General features: G+C 70.7%; 11 protein-coding genes and 1 pseudogene. 5 read left to right on the top strand and 7 right to left on the bottom strand.

Annotated elements, in window-relative coordinates:
- Nucleotides 1-324: 324 nt before the first annotated feature.
- Both K6I33_RS19550 and K6I33_RS19545 read right to left on the bottom strand, forming a co-directional pair.
- Entirely contained in the window at nucleotides 325-573 is a 249-nt protein-coding gene (locus tag K6I33_RS19550) for a hypothetical protein (protein WP_229354172.1), read from the bottom strand.
- A gap of 468 nt (nucleotides 574-1,041) precedes the next feature.
- Nucleotides 1,042-3,972 (bottom strand): BTAD domain-containing putative transcriptional regulator, encoded by a 2,931-nt coding sequence (locus K6I33_RS19545; protein ID WP_229354171.1) that lies wholly within the window; start codon nucleotides 3,970-3,972, stop codon nucleotides 1,042-1,044.
- Nucleotides 3,973-4,138: 166 nt separating this feature from the next.
- Between K6I33_RS19545 and K6I33_RS19540 the strand changes: the two genes are divergently transcribed.
- From K6I33_RS19540 to K6I33_RS19525, 4 genes are all read left to right on the top strand, one after another.
- Nucleotides 4,139-5,368: an amidohydrolase family protein gene (locus K6I33_RS19540; protein WP_229354170.1), complete on the top strand. Its 1,230-nt coding sequence runs from the start codon at nucleotides 4,139-4,141 to the stop codon at nucleotides 5,366-5,368.
- Between the two features lie 147 nt (nucleotides 5,369-5,515).
- Nucleotides 5,516-6,646 carry an LLM class flavin-dependent oxidoreductase gene (locus K6I33_RS19535; protein WP_229354173.1) on the top strand — a complete coding sequence of 377 codons (1,131 nt, stop codon included), beginning with the start codon at nucleotides 5,516-5,518 and terminating at the stop codon, nucleotides 6,644-6,646.
- Between the two features lie 172 nt (nucleotides 6,647-6,818).
- Nucleotides 6,819-8,588: an amidohydrolase family protein gene (locus K6I33_RS19530; protein WP_229354169.1), complete on the top strand. Its 1,770-nt coding sequence runs from the start codon at nucleotides 6,819-6,821 to the stop codon at nucleotides 8,586-8,588.
- A 216-nt stretch (nucleotides 8,589-8,804) separates the two neighbouring features.
- Nucleotides 8,805-10,382, top strand: a complete 1,578-nt coding sequence (locus K6I33_RS19525) for an APC family permease (protein WP_229354168.1) — start codon at nucleotides 8,805-8,807, stop codon at nucleotides 10,380-10,382.
- Nucleotides 10,383-10,588: 206 nt separating this feature from the next.
- Here K6I33_RS19525 and K6I33_RS19520 read toward each other — a convergent pair whose 3' ends face one another.
- From K6I33_RS19520 to K6I33_RS19500, 5 genes are all read right to left on the bottom strand, one after another.
- Nucleotides 10,589-11,263 (bottom strand): bifunctional 2-polyprenyl-6-hydroxyphenol methylase/3-demethylubiquinol 3-O-methyltransferase UbiG, encoded by a 675-nt coding sequence (locus K6I33_RS19520; protein ID WP_229354167.1) that lies wholly within the window; start codon nucleotides 11,261-11,263, stop codon nucleotides 10,589-10,591.
- Between the two features lie 76 nt (nucleotides 11,264-11,339).
- A complete protein-coding gene (locus K6I33_RS19515; protein ID WP_229354166.1) occupies nucleotides 11,340-11,816 on the bottom strand; it encodes a hypothetical protein in 477 nt (158 codons plus the stop codon).
- Nucleotides 11,817-12,005: 189 nt separating this feature from the next.
- Nucleotides 12,006-12,854: a helix-turn-helix transcriptional regulator gene (locus K6I33_RS19510; protein ID WP_229354165.1), complete on the bottom strand. Its 849-nt coding sequence runs from the start codon at nucleotides 12,852-12,854 to the stop codon at nucleotides 12,006-12,008.
- Nucleotides 12,855-12,869: 15 nt separating this feature from the next.
- Nucleotides 12,870-13,391, bottom strand: a complete 522-nt coding sequence (locus K6I33_RS19505; protein WP_229354163.1) for a DUF6879 family protein — start codon at nucleotides 13,389-13,391, stop codon at nucleotides 12,870-12,872.
- Nucleotides 13,363-13,605 carry a hypothetical protein gene (locus K6I33_RS19500; protein ID WP_229354161.1) on the bottom strand — a complete coding sequence of 81 codons (243 nt, stop codon included), beginning with the start codon at nucleotides 13,603-13,605 and terminating at the stop codon, nucleotides 13,363-13,365. Before K6I33_RS19500 ends, K6I33_RS19505 begins: the two co-directional genes overlap by 29 nt.
- Nucleotides 13,606-13,954: 349 nt before the next feature.
- Here K6I33_RS19500 and K6I33_RS19495 point away from each other — a divergent pair.
- Nucleotides 13,955-14,370, top strand: a pseudogene (locus K6I33_RS19495) (helix-turn-helix domain-containing protein); the annotation flags it as partial.

Raw genomic sequence — 14,370 nt, 5'->3', positions numbered from 1 at the left:
TCGATTCCCCGTCGATTCGCCGGATCCGGCGTCCGGCAGGCCGGCCATCGGGTTCCCCCGTTCCCCCGTGCCCCCTGCAAGCCCTCAGGCCTTCCCGCCGGATTTCTCCCTCAGGTACCAGTCGGTCATCAGGTACCGGTCGGTTTCCGTTGTGCAATGGGATCCGTTCCTTCGCCCCCAGGAGCCGTTCCCCCGTTCCCCCGTCGGCTCTGGGAGGCCCGGCAGTGCCGGGTGTTCGGGAGCTTCCGGCCGATGTCTGGCGGAAGCTCCCCGGTGCATCACGCCTGCCGGCCCATCAGGGTCGTGGCGACTGTGCGGCGACCGTCAGGGCTTCGTCCCGCTCGCGTGGTCGTCCTGGAGGACGAACGGCGTGGGGCTGCTCGCATGGTCGTCGTTCAGGACGTACGGCTTGGGGGTGCTGGCGTGGTCGTCCGCCGGCGTGAGAGGCCCGTCGGCCATCAGGGCTTCGGCGGTCGGCACCGCGCTGAGCCTCGCCTTCATCGGCTCGGAGCTGGCGTGGTCGTCCTGAGGTGTGGCCGCTATGGGCGGGTTGAGCTTGTTGTCGTCGCTCATGATGCTGTCTCCCGTTGGCATTGCGAGTCGTTGGGACGGTCAGGGATCGCAGAACCCGTCCGGCGACTCCCCCGAGGGCCGCCGGACGGGTTGTGAGGGCTGCTCGCCCTGAGGTGAAGGTCTCACCTACGACCCGTCTGCCCCCCGACGCGACGGATCGACATCCCTTAGATTGACGGGTCACGATAAACGATCGATGAACGGGCACGTAAGCGGGCTAGTTCCGCTTGTTTGCGACCTCCGGTAAGTCGGTAAGGCATCGCGGGACGCGGCTGTCGGCGCGATCCTGCGCGACCCTCCGGCATCCCGTTCCACGCCTACGGCTGGGCCTTCCACGCCTACGGCTGGGCCTTCCATGCCTGCGGCTACGCCTTCCACGCCTACAACTACGCCAAGTGCCGCCGGGTTCCAGGCGGACGGGCGTAGGAATGTATGCAGGAATGCGTGCAGGAATGTACGTCTTGGTGTCTAGGCCGCAGCCACCGGCACCAGCAGCGTCCGTACCTCGGCGGCCTCCGAGGAGCCCAGTGCCTCGTAGATGGCCAGCGCCTCGGTCCAGCACGCGTGCGCGCGGCCCGACTGGCCCAGCTGCTCCAGGCACCTGCCCAGCACGGTCAGCACGTTGCCGCGCCGCCATTCGCCTCCTATGCCCCGCAACTGCACCAGCGCTTGCTCGGCATGGGTGGCGCCCTGGGCCGGCTTGCCCGCGGTCAGGTAGAGCTCCGCCGTCCGGAAGAGGGTCATGCCCTCCCAGAGCCGCTGACGGTTCTCGCGGAACACCGTCAGGGCCTCGGCGAGGCGGGCCCGCGCCTCCTCGTAGCGCCCGGCGCGGGTGAGGGCCAGCCCGTACGCGTACAGCCCGTTGGCCAGCCGCCAGGAGACGTTGACCTCGCGGTAGATGCCCAGGGCCTGCTCGGCGAGGCGCACCGCGGCCTGGACGCGCCCCGAGTCCAGGTACACCCGTGACAGGTTGCTCAGCGCGCTCGCCTCGCCGGGACGGTTGCCGTCGGCGCGGAAGGCGTTCAGCGCCTGCCCGATGTAGGCCTCGGCGTCTTCGTGACGGTGCTGGTAGATGGCGGTGATGCCACGGTTGTTGGCGGCGTAGCAGCAAGGGACGGGGTCCTCGTGCGCGCGGCCCAGCAGCAGGGCGAGGCGGGCCTGTTCATCGGCCCTGTCGAACTGGCCCGACCAGTTGAGCACGTGCGTCAGCACGGTCCGTGCGCGACCCTCGGCCCGTGTGTCGCCCGCCTCCTTGGCGGCGGCCAGCAGGGCCGACGCCGCCTGCTCGTACTGGCGGGAGTCGGCGCCGGACTCGGCGAGGTCCTTCGCGGCCAGCAGCAGGTCGACCGCGCGCCGCAGGGTGTCGCCGGTGGCGGTCGCGTGCTGGCGGACGCAGGCGAGCAGGCAGCCGGCCTCGGCGAACAGCCAGTCGCCGGCGGCCGCGCGGTCGGTGAAGGTCAGGCCCGGGTGGGTGGTCGGCGTCAGGTGCGCGAGCAGCTGGTCGCCGGGGCGCTCCAGGACGTACACCCCGGCGGCCGTCGCGAGGTAGAAGTCCAGCAGGCGGGACATGGCGGCGTCGCGCTCGGCGGGCGGCTGCTCGTCGCGCTCGGCGCAGGCGCGGGCGTAGAGGCGGACAAGGTCGTGGAAGCGGTAGCGGCCCGGTGCGGCGGACTCCAGGAGCGAGGTGTCGACGAGGGACTCCAGCAGTTCCTCGGTGTCGTCGAGGCCCAGGTCGAGGACGGCCGCCGCGGCGGCCAGGGAGATGTCGGGGCCGTCGGCGAGGCCGAGGAGGCGGAAGGCGCGGGCCTGGCCGGGCTCCAGCTGGCCGTAGCCGAGTTCGAAGGTGGCCTTGACGGCGAGGTCGCCGGCCCGGAGCTCGTCCAGGCGGCGGCGTTCGTCGGCGAGCTTGCGGGCGAGGACGGAGACGGTCCAGGTGCGGCGGGCGGCGAGGCGGGAGGCGGCGATGCGGATGGCGAGCGGCAGGAAGCCGCAGGCGGCCACGACGTCCATGGCGGCGTCCCGTTCGGCGCTGACGCGCTCGGAGCCGACGATCCGGGTGAACAGGACGAGGGCTTCCTCGGGGCTCATCACGTCCAGGTCGACGAGGTGGGCGCCGGCGAGGTCGACCATGCGGACGCGGCTGGTGACGAGCGCGGCGCAGCCCTCGTTGCCGGGCAGCAGCGGGCGGACCTGGGCGGCGTCGCGCGCGTTGTCCAGCAGGGTCAGCACGCGGCGTCCGTCGAGCGTGGAGCGGAACAGGGCGGCGCGCTCCTCCATCCCGTCCGGAATCGCGGAGTCCGGTATTCCGAGGGCGCGGAGGAAGGACCCCAGCACGGCCTCCGGTTCGGCGACCACGGGCCCCGCGCCCTGGAGGTCGACGTAGAGCTGGCCGTCGGGGAAGTGGTGCCGGGCGGCGTGCGCGACGTGCACGGCGAGGGTCGTCTTGCCGACGCCGCCGATGCCCGCGACGGCGGAGACCGCCATCACGCTGCCCTCGGCCGTGGCCAGCTGGTCGCCGAGCTCCTGGACGAAGGAGGCGCGCCCGGTGAAGTCGGGGACGGTGGCGGGCAGCTGCGCGGGCCGGATGAAGGTGGGGCAGAGGCTGGGGCGGTCGCCGGTGGGGTGGACGTTGAGCTCGGTGTCGGCGTTGAGGATGCGCTGCTGGAGCTCGGAGAGCTCGGGGCAGGGGTCGACGCCCAGCTCGTCGGCGAGCAGCCGGCGGGTGTCGGCGTAGACGGCGAGGGCCTCGGCCTGGCGGCCGCTGCGGTAGAGGGCGAGCATCAGCAGCTCGCGCAGTCGCTCGCGCAGCGGGTACGCGGCGGTCAGCGCGGTGAGCTCGGAGACGGCCTCGGCGTGCCCGCCGACCTCCAGGTCCAGGTCGAGGCGGGTCTCCAGGAGCGTGAGCTGCCACTCCTCCAGCCGGGTGCGCTGGGTGTCGGCGTACGGGCCGGACAGCCCGGCCAGCGGCTCGCCGTCCCACAGGGCCAGGGCCTGGTTCATCAGGTCGCGGGCGCGGTAGCGGTCGCCGCTCGCGCGGGACTTCTCCGCGTCGGCGGCCAGGCGCTCGGCCTCGTCCGCGTCCAGGCCGCCGTCGGGGACCCGTATCGCATAGCCGCCCGCCTCGCTGACCAGGGCGTCCGCGTCCTGGCCGAAGGCCTTCCGCAGCCGGGAGGCGTAGGTGCGCAGGGCCGCCAGGGCGGCGTGCGGGGGTTCCTCGCCCCACAGGGCGTCGACGAGCTCGGGCGCGGTGGCCGTGCGCCCGCCGCGCAGCAGCAGGGCGGCCAGCAGCGCCCGCTGCTGGGGTGACCCGGTGTGCAGCGCCTCGTCGCCGCGCCAGGCGCGGACGGGCCCGAGCACGGTGAAGCGCAGCGCCTGCCCGTGCCCTGTATCCCCGGCCATGGTGACCCCCTGCCTGTCCTGCTCGGTCGCACCGGTCAGTCTGCCTTGTTCAGGGCTGCTACGTCAGCAGGGGTCCGGCCCTCTCCGTACGGTCCGCGAGCGTCCGGCCACGGGCCGGATCCGCACTGTCCTGACGAACCGTCAGATCGGCGCTACGGTGTCGGCCATGGTGAGCTTCCCCAAGATAATCTCGGTGGACGACCACACAGTGGAGCCCTCCGACGTCTGGCGGAACCGGTTACCGGCGAAATTCCACGGCGTCGGGCCACGCATCGTGAGGGCCCCGGTGAAGGGCATGAGCTTCGAGGGCGGCCGCTTCGCGCCCGTCATGGGCACCCCGGGTGACGACGGCCCGGAGGCGGACTGGTGGGTCTATGAGGATTTGTGCCGTCCTCTCACGCGGCTTGATACCGCCGTCGGATGCTCCAGGGATGAGATCAAGCTGGAGGGGATCACCTACGAGCGGATGCGGCCAGGCTCCTACAGCGTGCCCGACCGGCTGGCCGACATGGACCTCAACCACGTCCAGTCCGCGCTCTGCTTCCCCACCTTCCCCCGCTTCTGCGGCCAGACCTTCGCCGAGGCCGCCGACCGGGAGCTGGCCCTGCTGTGCGTACGGGCCTACAACGACTGGATGACAGACGAATGGTGCGGCCCCGAGGCGCACGGGCGCCTGATCCCGCTGGCCATCGTGCCGCTGTGGGACGCGGAGCTCGCCGCCGCCGAGGTGCGGCGCAACGCCGCGCGCGGCGTGCGCGCCGTCTGCTTCTCCGAGATCCCGCCCCACCTGGGCCTGCCGTCCGTCCACGGCGACGCGTGGGACCCCTTCCTGCGCGCCTGCGAGGAGACCGGCACCGTCCTCGCGATGCACATCGGCTCCTCCTCCCGGATGCCCTCCACGTCGGCCGACGCGCCGCCCGCCGTGAGCTCCGTCCTCACCTTCGGCAACTGCTGCTTCTCGCTCGCCGACTGGCTGATGTCCGGCAAGCTCGACCGCTTCCCCGGCCTGCGCCTGATGTACGCGGAGGGGCAGATCGGCTGGATCCCGTACCTCCTGGAGCGCGCGGACACGGTGTGGGAGGAGAACCGCGGCTGGGGCGGCGTCGCGGACAAGGTGCTCACCCCGCCCTCCGAGCTCTTCGCCCGCCAGGTGTACGGCTGCTTCTTCGACGACGCCTTCGGGCTGCGCAACCTCGACGCCGTCGGGGTGGGGAACGTGCTGTACGAGACCGACTACCCGCACTCCGACTCCACCTGGCCGCGCTCGCGGCAGGTCGCCGAGGAGCAGATGACGCACCTGGCGCCGGAGGTCGTGGAGCGCGTCGTCCGGGGCAACGCCATCGAGCTGCTCGGCCTCACGCCGGAGGGGCTCTGGGCGGGAGGCGCGCCGGTGTGACCGGCGGTACGCGGCGGCCTTGACGGTCCGTGTGGCCGGTGCCACAGTCGCATCGCGTCAATCGATCTGACGAGGCGTCAGAAACGGTCGTCGGAAAAAGTCGTCAGAAAAAGTCGTCGGGAACTGCGAAGGCGGGCGGTGACCTCCGTGGAATTCGGGATCTTCGTACAGGGCTATGTGCCGGCGAGCCGGTCGCGCACCGACCCCCAGGCCGAGCACCACGCGCTGATGGAGGAGGCCGCCTACGTCGTCCAGGCGGACAAGTCCGGCTTCAAGTACGCCTGGGCCTCCGAGCATCACTTTTTGGACGAGTACTCCCATCTCTCCGCCAATGACGTCTTCCTCGGCTACCTCGCCCACGCCACCGAGCGCATCCACCTCGGCTCCGGCATCTTCAACCCGCTGCCGAAGGTCAACCACCCGGTGAAGCTCGCGGAGAAGGCCGCGATGCTCGACCACCTCTCCGGCGGCCGCTTCGAGTTCGGCACCGGCCGGGGCGCGGGCAGCCACGAGATCCTGGGCTTCCTGCCGGGCGTGACCGACATGGACGCCACCAGGGCGATGTGGGAGGAGAGCATCGCCGAGTTCCCCCGGATGTGGCGCCCGGGGGAGTACCCGGGCTTCACGGGCGAGCACTGGTCCCTGCCGCCGCGCACGGTCCTGCCCAAGCCGTACGGGCCCTCCCACCCCGCCATGTGGTACGCCGCCGGGTCGCCCTCCTCGTACGCGATGGCGGCCCGCAAGGGGCTGGGCGTCCTCGGCTTCAGCGTCCAGAAGGTCTCCGACATGGAGTGGGTCGTCGACTCCTACAAGACCGCTGTCAAGGAGGCCCGGCCCGTCGGCGATTTCGTCAATGACAACGTCATGGTCACCTCGACCGCCATCTGCGCGGAGACCCACGCCAAGGCCGTCGAGATCGCGGTGGGCGGCGGCCTCAACTACCTCCAGTCGCTGCTCTTCCGCTACCACGACACGTTCCCGCGCCCCGAGGGCATCCCCCGGTGGCCCGAACTGCTGCCGGAGTACACCGAGGAGATCATCGAGCTGCTCATCGCCGAGGAGCTGATGATCTGCGGCGACCCCGACGAGGTCTTCCGGCAGTGCAAGCGCTGGGAGCAGGCGGGCGCCGACCAGCTGTCCTTCGGGCTGCCGATCGGCATCCCGTACGAGGACACGATGACGACCCTCCGGCTCATCGGCGAGCATGTCATCCCGAAGATAGACACCGATCCGGTCCACCGCACCACGCGCTACCGCCAGGCCGCCGGGCACGCCTGAGCGGCCGCCCCACGCCCCGGGGCGGCGCCTCCCGGGCCGCCGCCCCGGTCCCGTCCGCCCGCGAACGCCGCGCCCCGGGGAGGCCGCGCCCCGCGAACGCCGCGCCCCGCGAACGTCGTGCCCCGGGGAGGCCGCGCCCCGCCCGGGAACCCCGAGCGAGAGGAGCCCGACCGTGCTGGACCACCTCATCCGCCGCGCCACCGTCGTCGACGGCACCGGAGGTCCCGCGTACGTCGCCGACGTCGGCATCCGGGACGGCCGGATCGCGCTGATCGACCGGGGCGCGGGCGGGGTGAAGGCGGGCGGCCGGGTCGGGCACCGGGCCCGGACCGAGGAGAACGCGACCGGGCTCGTCCTCGCCCCCGGCTTCGTCGACCCTCACACCCACTACGACGCCCAGCTCTTCTGGGACCCCTACGCCGCGCCCTCCCTGAGCCACGGCGTCACCACCGTCGTCGGCGGCAACTGCGGCTTCACCCTCGCCCCGCTCCACCCGGGCCGCCCGGCCGACGCCGACTACACCCGGCGGATGATGAGCAAGGTCGAGGGCATGTCGCTCGCCGCCCTGGAGCGGGGCGCGCCCTGGGACTGGTCCTCCTTCGGCGATTTCCTCGACGCCCTGGACGGCCGGATCGCGGTCAACGCCGGCTTCATGGTGGGCCACTGCGCGCTGCGCCGGTACGCGATGGGCCCGTCCGCCGTCGGCGGCACCCCCGACGCGGCGGAATCACGGCAGATGGTCGCGCTGCTCCACGACGCCATGGACGCCGGCGCCTGGGGCCTGTCCACCACCCGCTCGAACACCCACTCCGACGGCGACGGCCGGCCCGTCGCCTCCCGGCACGCCCGCCCCGAGGAGCTCCTCGCCCTCGCCCGCGCGGTCGGCGAACACGAGGGCACCCAGCTGGAGGCCATCGTCTCCGGCTGCCTGGACCACTTCTCGGCGGAGGAGAGCGCGCTCCTCGTGGAGCTGACGGCCGCCGCCGGACGCCCGCTGAACTGGAACGTCCTCACCATCGAGTCCACCGTCCCCGGCCGGGTGCCGCACCAGCTGGCGGCCGGTGAGCGGGCCCGCGCGGCGGGCGGCCGGATCGTCGCCCTGACCATGCCGATCCTCACGCCCATGAACATGTCGCTGGGCACCTTCTGCGCCCTCCACCTCCTCCCCGGCTGGGGCGAGGTCCTGGGGCTCCCGCTGCCGGAACGGATCGACCGGCTGGGCGACCCGGCCGTCCGCGAGCGGCTGCTGCGCGGCGCGGCGAGCCCGGAGGCCGGACCCTTCCGCAGGCTCACCGACTTCGGCCGGTACGTCGTCGGCGACACCTACGCGCCGGAGAACGACGGCCTCACCGGCCGCGTCGTCGAGGACATCGCCGCCGAGCGCGGCACCGACCCCTTCGCCACGCTCGTCGCCATCTGCGCCGCCGACGACCTGCGCACCGTCCTGTGGCCGATGCCCACCGACAACGACCCCGCCAGCTGGGAGCTGCGCCGCCGCGCCTGGGACCACGAGGACGTCCTCCTGGGCGGCTCGGACGCCGGGGCCCACCTGGACCGGATGTGCGGCGCCCCCTACCCGACGCGCTTCCTGGGCGACTGTCTGCGCGGGCGGAAGCTGGTGCCGCTGGAGCGGGCGGTGCGGATGCTCACCGACGAGCCCGCGCGCCTCTTCGGGCTGCGCGAGCGCGGCCGGATCGCCGAGGGCCTCCACGCCGACCTCGTCCTCTTCGACCCCGAGCGCGTCGACGCGGGCCCGGCGACGCTGGTCCGGGACCTGCCGGGCGACGGGGCGCGGCTGGACTCGCGGGCCGTGGGGGTGGTGAGCGTGCGCGTCAACGGCGTGGAGACCGTCCGGCACGACGTGGTGACGGGAGCGGTGCCGGGGCGGGTGCTGCGGTCGGGACGGGACACGGAGACGGTGGCGACGGGGCCGGGCGCGTGACCCGGGACGGGAAAATTTTGAACCAGGACAAAAGGGGCGGAGGTGCGATTCCCGTACCCGGCGAGGGGCGTGGTTACCCCTTGGTGTTACCTGTCGTAACGCGACAGGGGCCTTCGTTAGGAAGATCAACTACGTGTTCGGGTATGGGAGTTAAAGGCTCTGCTCTCGGAGGACGGTTCTCCGGATGCGGATACAGCAGCGCTTAACGTCCTCGCCATGGTTCAGGTGCAGCCGCGGCCGGGGGCCGGAGAAACGGTAAGGGGCGTCGCGGGCCGTGACGCCGGGGAACCGCGGGCCAAGGGCCTGAGCGGCGGTTCCGTCGGCCTGCTGGGCAGCGCCGTCATCGGGATCTCGACCGTCGCGCCCGTCTACTGCCTGACCTCCACCCTGGGCCCCACCGTGGGCAAGGCGGGGGTGCAGATGCCCGCCGTGTTCCTCGCGGGCTTCCTCCCGATGCTGCTGGTCGCCTTCGCCTACCGCGAGCTCAACAAGGCCCTCCCCGACTGCGGCACGTCCTTCACCTGGACCGTACGGGCCTTCGGGCCCCGGGTCGGCTGGATGTGCGGCTGGGGCCTGGTCATCGCGACCATCATCGTGCTGTCGAACCTCGCGGGCGTCGCGACGTCCTTCTTCTACCTGCTGCTCGGCCGGCTCACCGGCAGCGACTCCGTCGCGGCCCTCGACGGCGACCGGCTCGTCCACGTCGTGACGTGCCTGGTGTTCATCGCCGCGGCGACCGCCGTCAGCTATCGCGGCATGACCGCCACCAAGGGGGTGCAGTACACGCTGGTCGGGCTCCAGCTGGCCGTGCTCGGCCTGTTCGTGGCCATGGCGTTCACGAAGGCGCGGACCGGCGGTGGCCTGCCCGGCTCCGGCTCCCTCGGCTTCTCGTGGACGTGGCTGAACCCCTTCGAGGTCGAGTCCTTCAGCGCCTTCACGGCGGGGCTCTCGCTCTCCATCTTCATGTACTGGGGGTGGGACGCGTGCCTGACCGTCAACGAGGAGACGGAGGGCAGCGCCCGGACGCCGGGCCGCGCGGCGCTGCTGGCGATGGTCGTGCTGGTGGGCTCGTACCTGCTGACCGCCGTCGCCGCCCAGATGTTCGCCGGCGTCGGCGACAAGGGCCCCGGGCTGGGCGACCCCGCGACCGCCGACAACGTCTTCGCCGCGCTCGCCGACCCCGTCCTGGGCCCCGCCCTGGGCGTCCTGCTCTTCGTGGCCGTCCTCGCGTCCGCCGCGGCAAGCCTCCAGACGACCTTCCTGCCGGTGGCGCGGACGGTCCTCGCAATGAGCGCCTACCAGGCGCTCCCGCCGTCCTTCGCCCGTATCCACCCGCGCTTCCGCTCACCCGGCCGGGCCACGGTCGCGGCGGGCGTCGCCACCGGGGTCTTCTACGCCGGGATGAGCTTCCTCAGCCGCAACGTACTGGTCGACACCATCTACGCGCTGGGGCTGATGATCTGCTTCTACTACTCGATCACGGCGTTCGCCTGTGTGTGGTTCTTCCGGGACGAGCTGCGGAATTCGGTGCGGGACGCGTGTTTCAAAGGCGTCTTCCCGCTAACGGGCGGACTGTTGCTCGCGGCGGTCTTCTGCAAGACGCTTCACGACATGTGGAACCCGGCCTATGGCAGCGGCAGCGCGGTGCTCGGCGTCGGCTCGGTCTTCGCCATCGGGGTGGGGCTGCTGCTCCTGGGCGTGGTGCTGATGGAGCTGATGCGACGGCGCAGCCCGGCGTTCTTCCGGGGCGAGACACTGACGCAGTCGACGCCGGTGCTGGTGGCGGAGGACTGAGGGTCCAAGGGCGCGGAGCACCCTGGTGTGTTTCTCGACCGTGCCGCTGCGGTGCGCGACGGATCGACCACCAGGGCGGTGAACGAGAGGGGACCGCCATGGCCCGTAGGGTGCGAGTGATCGGGGCGACATTCCGCAAGGAGTAGCCGGCGTGAACGGCCCGTCCGAGTGGTGGAGCAGGCGGCCCGCTCCAGGGGGCTGTGGGCTCAATCGCCGGGGGCCAGGGCTCGGACCAGGAGAGTGCCGGTCTTCCAGCCTTCCGGCGGAGTGATCTCGTTCGCCAGGGCATAGCGGAACCCATGCTCCTTCAGGAGGCCGGTCCACATGTCGGAGGTGTAGTCCCAGCGCTTCACGACCAGGGGATTCGGGTCATCGGCCTGATTGATGTACGACGCCTGGCAGCCGTAGCAGCCTTCGACCGGGGGCCGCTGGGAGAACGCGAGCACTCCGCCCGGCTTGAGGATCTGGCGAATGGCGGGGAACATCTGGCCCGGGTCGGTGAACCAGATTGCGCCGAAGACGGAGTACACGGCGTCGAAACGCTCGGCGGTCTCACTCATGAAGTCGAGCGCGCCCCGCTGGTGCAGTTCCAGACCAGGCAGGCCACCCCACCGATCGCGGGCGGCCTTGAGCTGGATGGGGGAGACGTCGACGCCGACGGCGCGGTGTCCGAGGGTGGCCGCATGAGCGAGGTTCCCCCCTGAGCCGCACCCCAGCTCCAGGAGTGCCACTTTCCCGGCCTCTCCCAAGACCTCGATGCCGGGACCGTGGTCGGGATACTGGGTCCAGTTGAACCAGGTGGTCTCACCCTTGGCGTTCTTCTCCCGCCGGCCACCGGGCTTCATGCGGGCATAGGTGTCCCACGCCGTCGTGTCGGTCATGCGCTTCTCCTCGTGTGCTCGGATGGACGGCCAGCCGCACCGGACGGTACGGCCGGCCAAGGGGTCGGTGCCGGACTCAACCGCCAGGTGCTGTGGCGTGCTTCGGGCTGTTGTGGCAGTTGGCGTGGCACTGCGAGCAGTCGGCGATGTCCAACTCCGGCCAGAACTCCAGGTCGACCGCGTATCCCGCCGCCTGGATGGCGCCCACCGTCCGCGCCCGCAGTCCCTTGCCTCCGCCGTGCTCCTCACGGTCCAGGAATCCGGGCTGGTGGTGGACGAACTTCCCGAACGTGTCCTGGCAGAAGTCGGCGTACGCCTTGGTCCGCAGGACGAACGCGTGCCAGAAGTCATCCACCAGCGGGGACGGGCTCAGCGGCTTCTCACTGGTGGCGCTGGCGGCCACGAACGCCAGCATCTGCCCCACACCCCGGTATGCCATGTCGGCGGTGATGTGGTCGTACTTCGCTCGAACGTCGCTGGCGATGGTCTCGCGCAGCTCGGTGCTGACGAGGGTTCCCGCGTCGACGGCGGGACGTTCTTCCACGATGGTCACGTCATACCTCCTCGGAAGGGTGGTGCTCGGGCGGCTGGGCAGGTCGCAGGGAACGGACCGATATCGCCCACGAAGCCTGCCGCTCCCGCGAGGATCGGCCCGGCGTCGGCTCTCCGCTGCTTGCCATGCCGACACGCTAGGGGCGTGGCCACGCGGACCCCAACGAGGTTCTACAAAGTTCCACGCGAGTCAGCCGAGGGCGTCCACGGCGGAGGTGATGAGGACACGCGCCTTGGCGCCGTACACGGCGAGGTCGGCAAGCTCTCCGAACGCCTTCAGGTACTGGGCTACCTCGGTGGGAGCGGTTACGTTCACCTGCGCTGTCAGCAGTTCGACTTGCGCCATGTCTTCGTCGTACACGCTGAACGTCTCGATCATCCACATGCGCCGTGATGCGGAGAAGGGAATGACTCCGAGAGAGACGGATGGATAGGCCATCACCGACAGTAGATATCCAAGCTGCCCCGCCATGGTTTCGGCATCTCCGACCCGGTGGCGCAGGACCGATTCCTCCACCAGCAACGCGAAGCGATGGTTACCTTCGCGGACCACGTGCGATCGGGCCAGCCGTGCATCGACCGCTTCGGCGACATCATTGGGGGTGCCGTGGAAATCCGTGATCGCACTCATGAGCGCCGTGGCGTAGGCATGGGTCTGGAGCACACCTGGAATGACGTTCGAGCAGTAGATGCGGAACACCCGGGTGCGTTCGAAGAGAGGGACGTACGACTCCTGGAGCCTGCGCAGCCCTGTGCGCTGAACCCGCCTCCACTCCACGTACATGTTGTCAGCGGAGCGAGAGGCGGCGATCAGGTCCACGGCGACGTCATCCGCCCCGCATGCGGCACACCATGCGTGAATGTCGGCGTCGGATGGCGGCGTCACGGCGTTTTCCAGGCGCGACGCCTTGGAGGGGTACCAGCCGGCGCGCCGGGCCACCTCCTTGGCGGTCAGCCCGGCGTCCCGGCGGATTTCCCTCAGTCGGTCGGCAACGGCCTTCCGGGCTGCCTGGGCACTGGACGAGGGTGGGGTGGGCATTTTCGGGCTCGCTGATCAGATCCGGTACTCCTTGTGGGGCGTCGCCCGCTCCCACACGGTCTCGAAGGCGGTAGAGCACAGCTTCGCCACGTCGGGTCGCTCATCCAGCTCTGGTCCGGCGGACCCGCCGTCTCCCGTGAAGTGGTTCCACATGATGACCCGCTCGTCGAACAGCCAGAAGTCATTGCCTGGGAGGGCGATGTTCGAGGCATTGCGGCGAGGCAGCCAACGCACCAGCTCCCCCGCCTCAATGTTCTGGTAGGTGCAGCTGTGTTCGTACCGGATGTAGTCGCTCACCGGCTCTGAGACGACCCGCGCACGGCGGAACACAACACCGCGCGCCACGGCGTCGCGCACCATCGTGTGAAAGTCGTTCCACCATGTCCCCGGTTCGCTGGACGGCCGCCAACCGGCGCGCCAAACTTCGAACTCGGCTGCCTCCTCGCCAATGCCGTAGGAGTCGCGCATCTCAAGGTGGACGGCGGAGTGTCGAGTGTTCGCCAGTAGGTCAGCGAACGCCAAGTCGGTCTGCGACATCACAAGCCTCCCTGATGGCGGGCACCATGCGGATCGGCAGCCGCACCACCGCTTCACTCTCCGGAATGGGGCCCGACTCCAGGCACTCGACCAACAGCGCTTCCCCCGCCTTCCAGCCCTGGATGACGATCTCCTGCGCTTCGTCATCCACCCAGGCCGTGGGGCACTGGGTGCCGTTGGTGTTCGGGTCCTTCGCGATGAACAGTAGCGCCATGACAGCCTCCGTCGGCCTGCCGGTTCTACGGACGTCTATGAGGCTCGCCGTGGACGCGTTGGCGCGTCAAGAGGCGGTAGACGGCCCGGCTGGACGAGCCGTCCCACCGGATCGGGGTTTCCTCGTCCCGGAACGCCGTGAACTGCGCGAGCCCGACGTCCTGTTAAAGAAACTGGGAAAGAACCAATACCCACCCAACCGGGCGTGTGTCACCCCATCGGGTGATAGGCATGGCAGATGCGGCGAAGTGCGCGGTACGGTCACGCCGACAACCGCAAACAAAGACGGCCCCCGCCGGGAGTGGCTTCCCGAACGAGGGCCTGATCATCCAGGAAGCAACACCTTCCCAATGACTGAAGCGCAGTCTAGCGCGCACGAGTGCGCGCGCGGCGAGTCGCCGCGAGCCGGAGTGATTCATGTCCGGCACCGGCACGTCGCGAACTTCACTGTCGTCGGCAACCACCTCGCCCAGCACCCCGAGTTGTCCGCCGTCGCGATCGGCCTCGGCGTGTACATCCAGTCGCTGCCCGACGGGGCCCTCATTGGCATCAAGGACCTCACCCGCCGCTTCCGCGAAGGCGAGATGGTCATCGGCCGGGCCCTCAACGAGCTGGAGGACGCCGGGTATCTGGAGCGCAGACGCGTCCGGACCGAACGCGGCCGGGTCGTGACCGCGACCCGCTGGTACGAGCGTCCGGGCGTGTCGCCGCCTCCGGATCCCGGTCGTCGGGTCGATCTCGTGAAGCGGCCCCCAGCCCCCGTGCC

The sequence above is a fragment of the Streptomyces sp. UNOB3_S3 genome (assembly GCF_020740895.1).
Classification (GTDB): domain Bacteria; phylum Actinomycetota; class Actinomycetes; order Streptomycetales; family Streptomycetaceae; genus Streptomyces.
Note: the sequence above shows the minus strand (reverse complement) of the source record. Positions and strands in the feature narration are given on the sequence as shown.

Excerpts from the sequence above, each read along its gene's own strand:
- K6I33_RS19550 (WP_229354172.1), bottom strand. The coding sequence starts at position 573 with ATGAGCGACGACAACAAGCTCAACCCGCCCATAGCGGCCACACCTCAG.
- K6I33_RS19545 (WP_229354171.1), bottom strand. The coding sequence starts at position 3,972 with ATGGCCGGGGATACAGGGCACGGGCAGGCGCTGCGCTTCACCGTGCTC.
- K6I33_RS19540 (WP_229354170.1), top strand. The coding sequence starts at position 4,139 with ATGGTGAGCTTCCCCAAGATAATCTCGGTGGACGACCACACAGTGGAG.
- K6I33_RS19525 (WP_229354168.1), top strand. The coding sequence starts at position 8,805 with ATGGTTCAGGTGCAGCCGCGGCCGGGGGCCGGAGAAACGGTAAGGGGC.
- K6I33_RS19520 (WP_229354167.1), bottom strand. The coding sequence starts at position 11,263 with ATGACCGACACGACGGCGTGGGACACCTATGCCCGCATGAAGCCCGGT.
- K6I33_RS19510 (WP_229354165.1), bottom strand. The coding sequence starts at position 12,854 with ATGCCCACCCCACCCTCGTCCAGTGCCCAGGCAGCCCGGAAGGCCGTT.
- K6I33_RS19505 (WP_229354163.1), bottom strand. The coding sequence starts at position 13,391 with ATGTCGCAGACCGACTTGGCGTTCGCTGACCTACTGGCGAACACTCGA.
- K6I33_RS19500 (WP_229354161.1), bottom strand. The coding sequence starts at position 13,605 with ATGGCGCTACTGTTCATCGCGAAGGACCCGAACACCAACGGCACCCAG.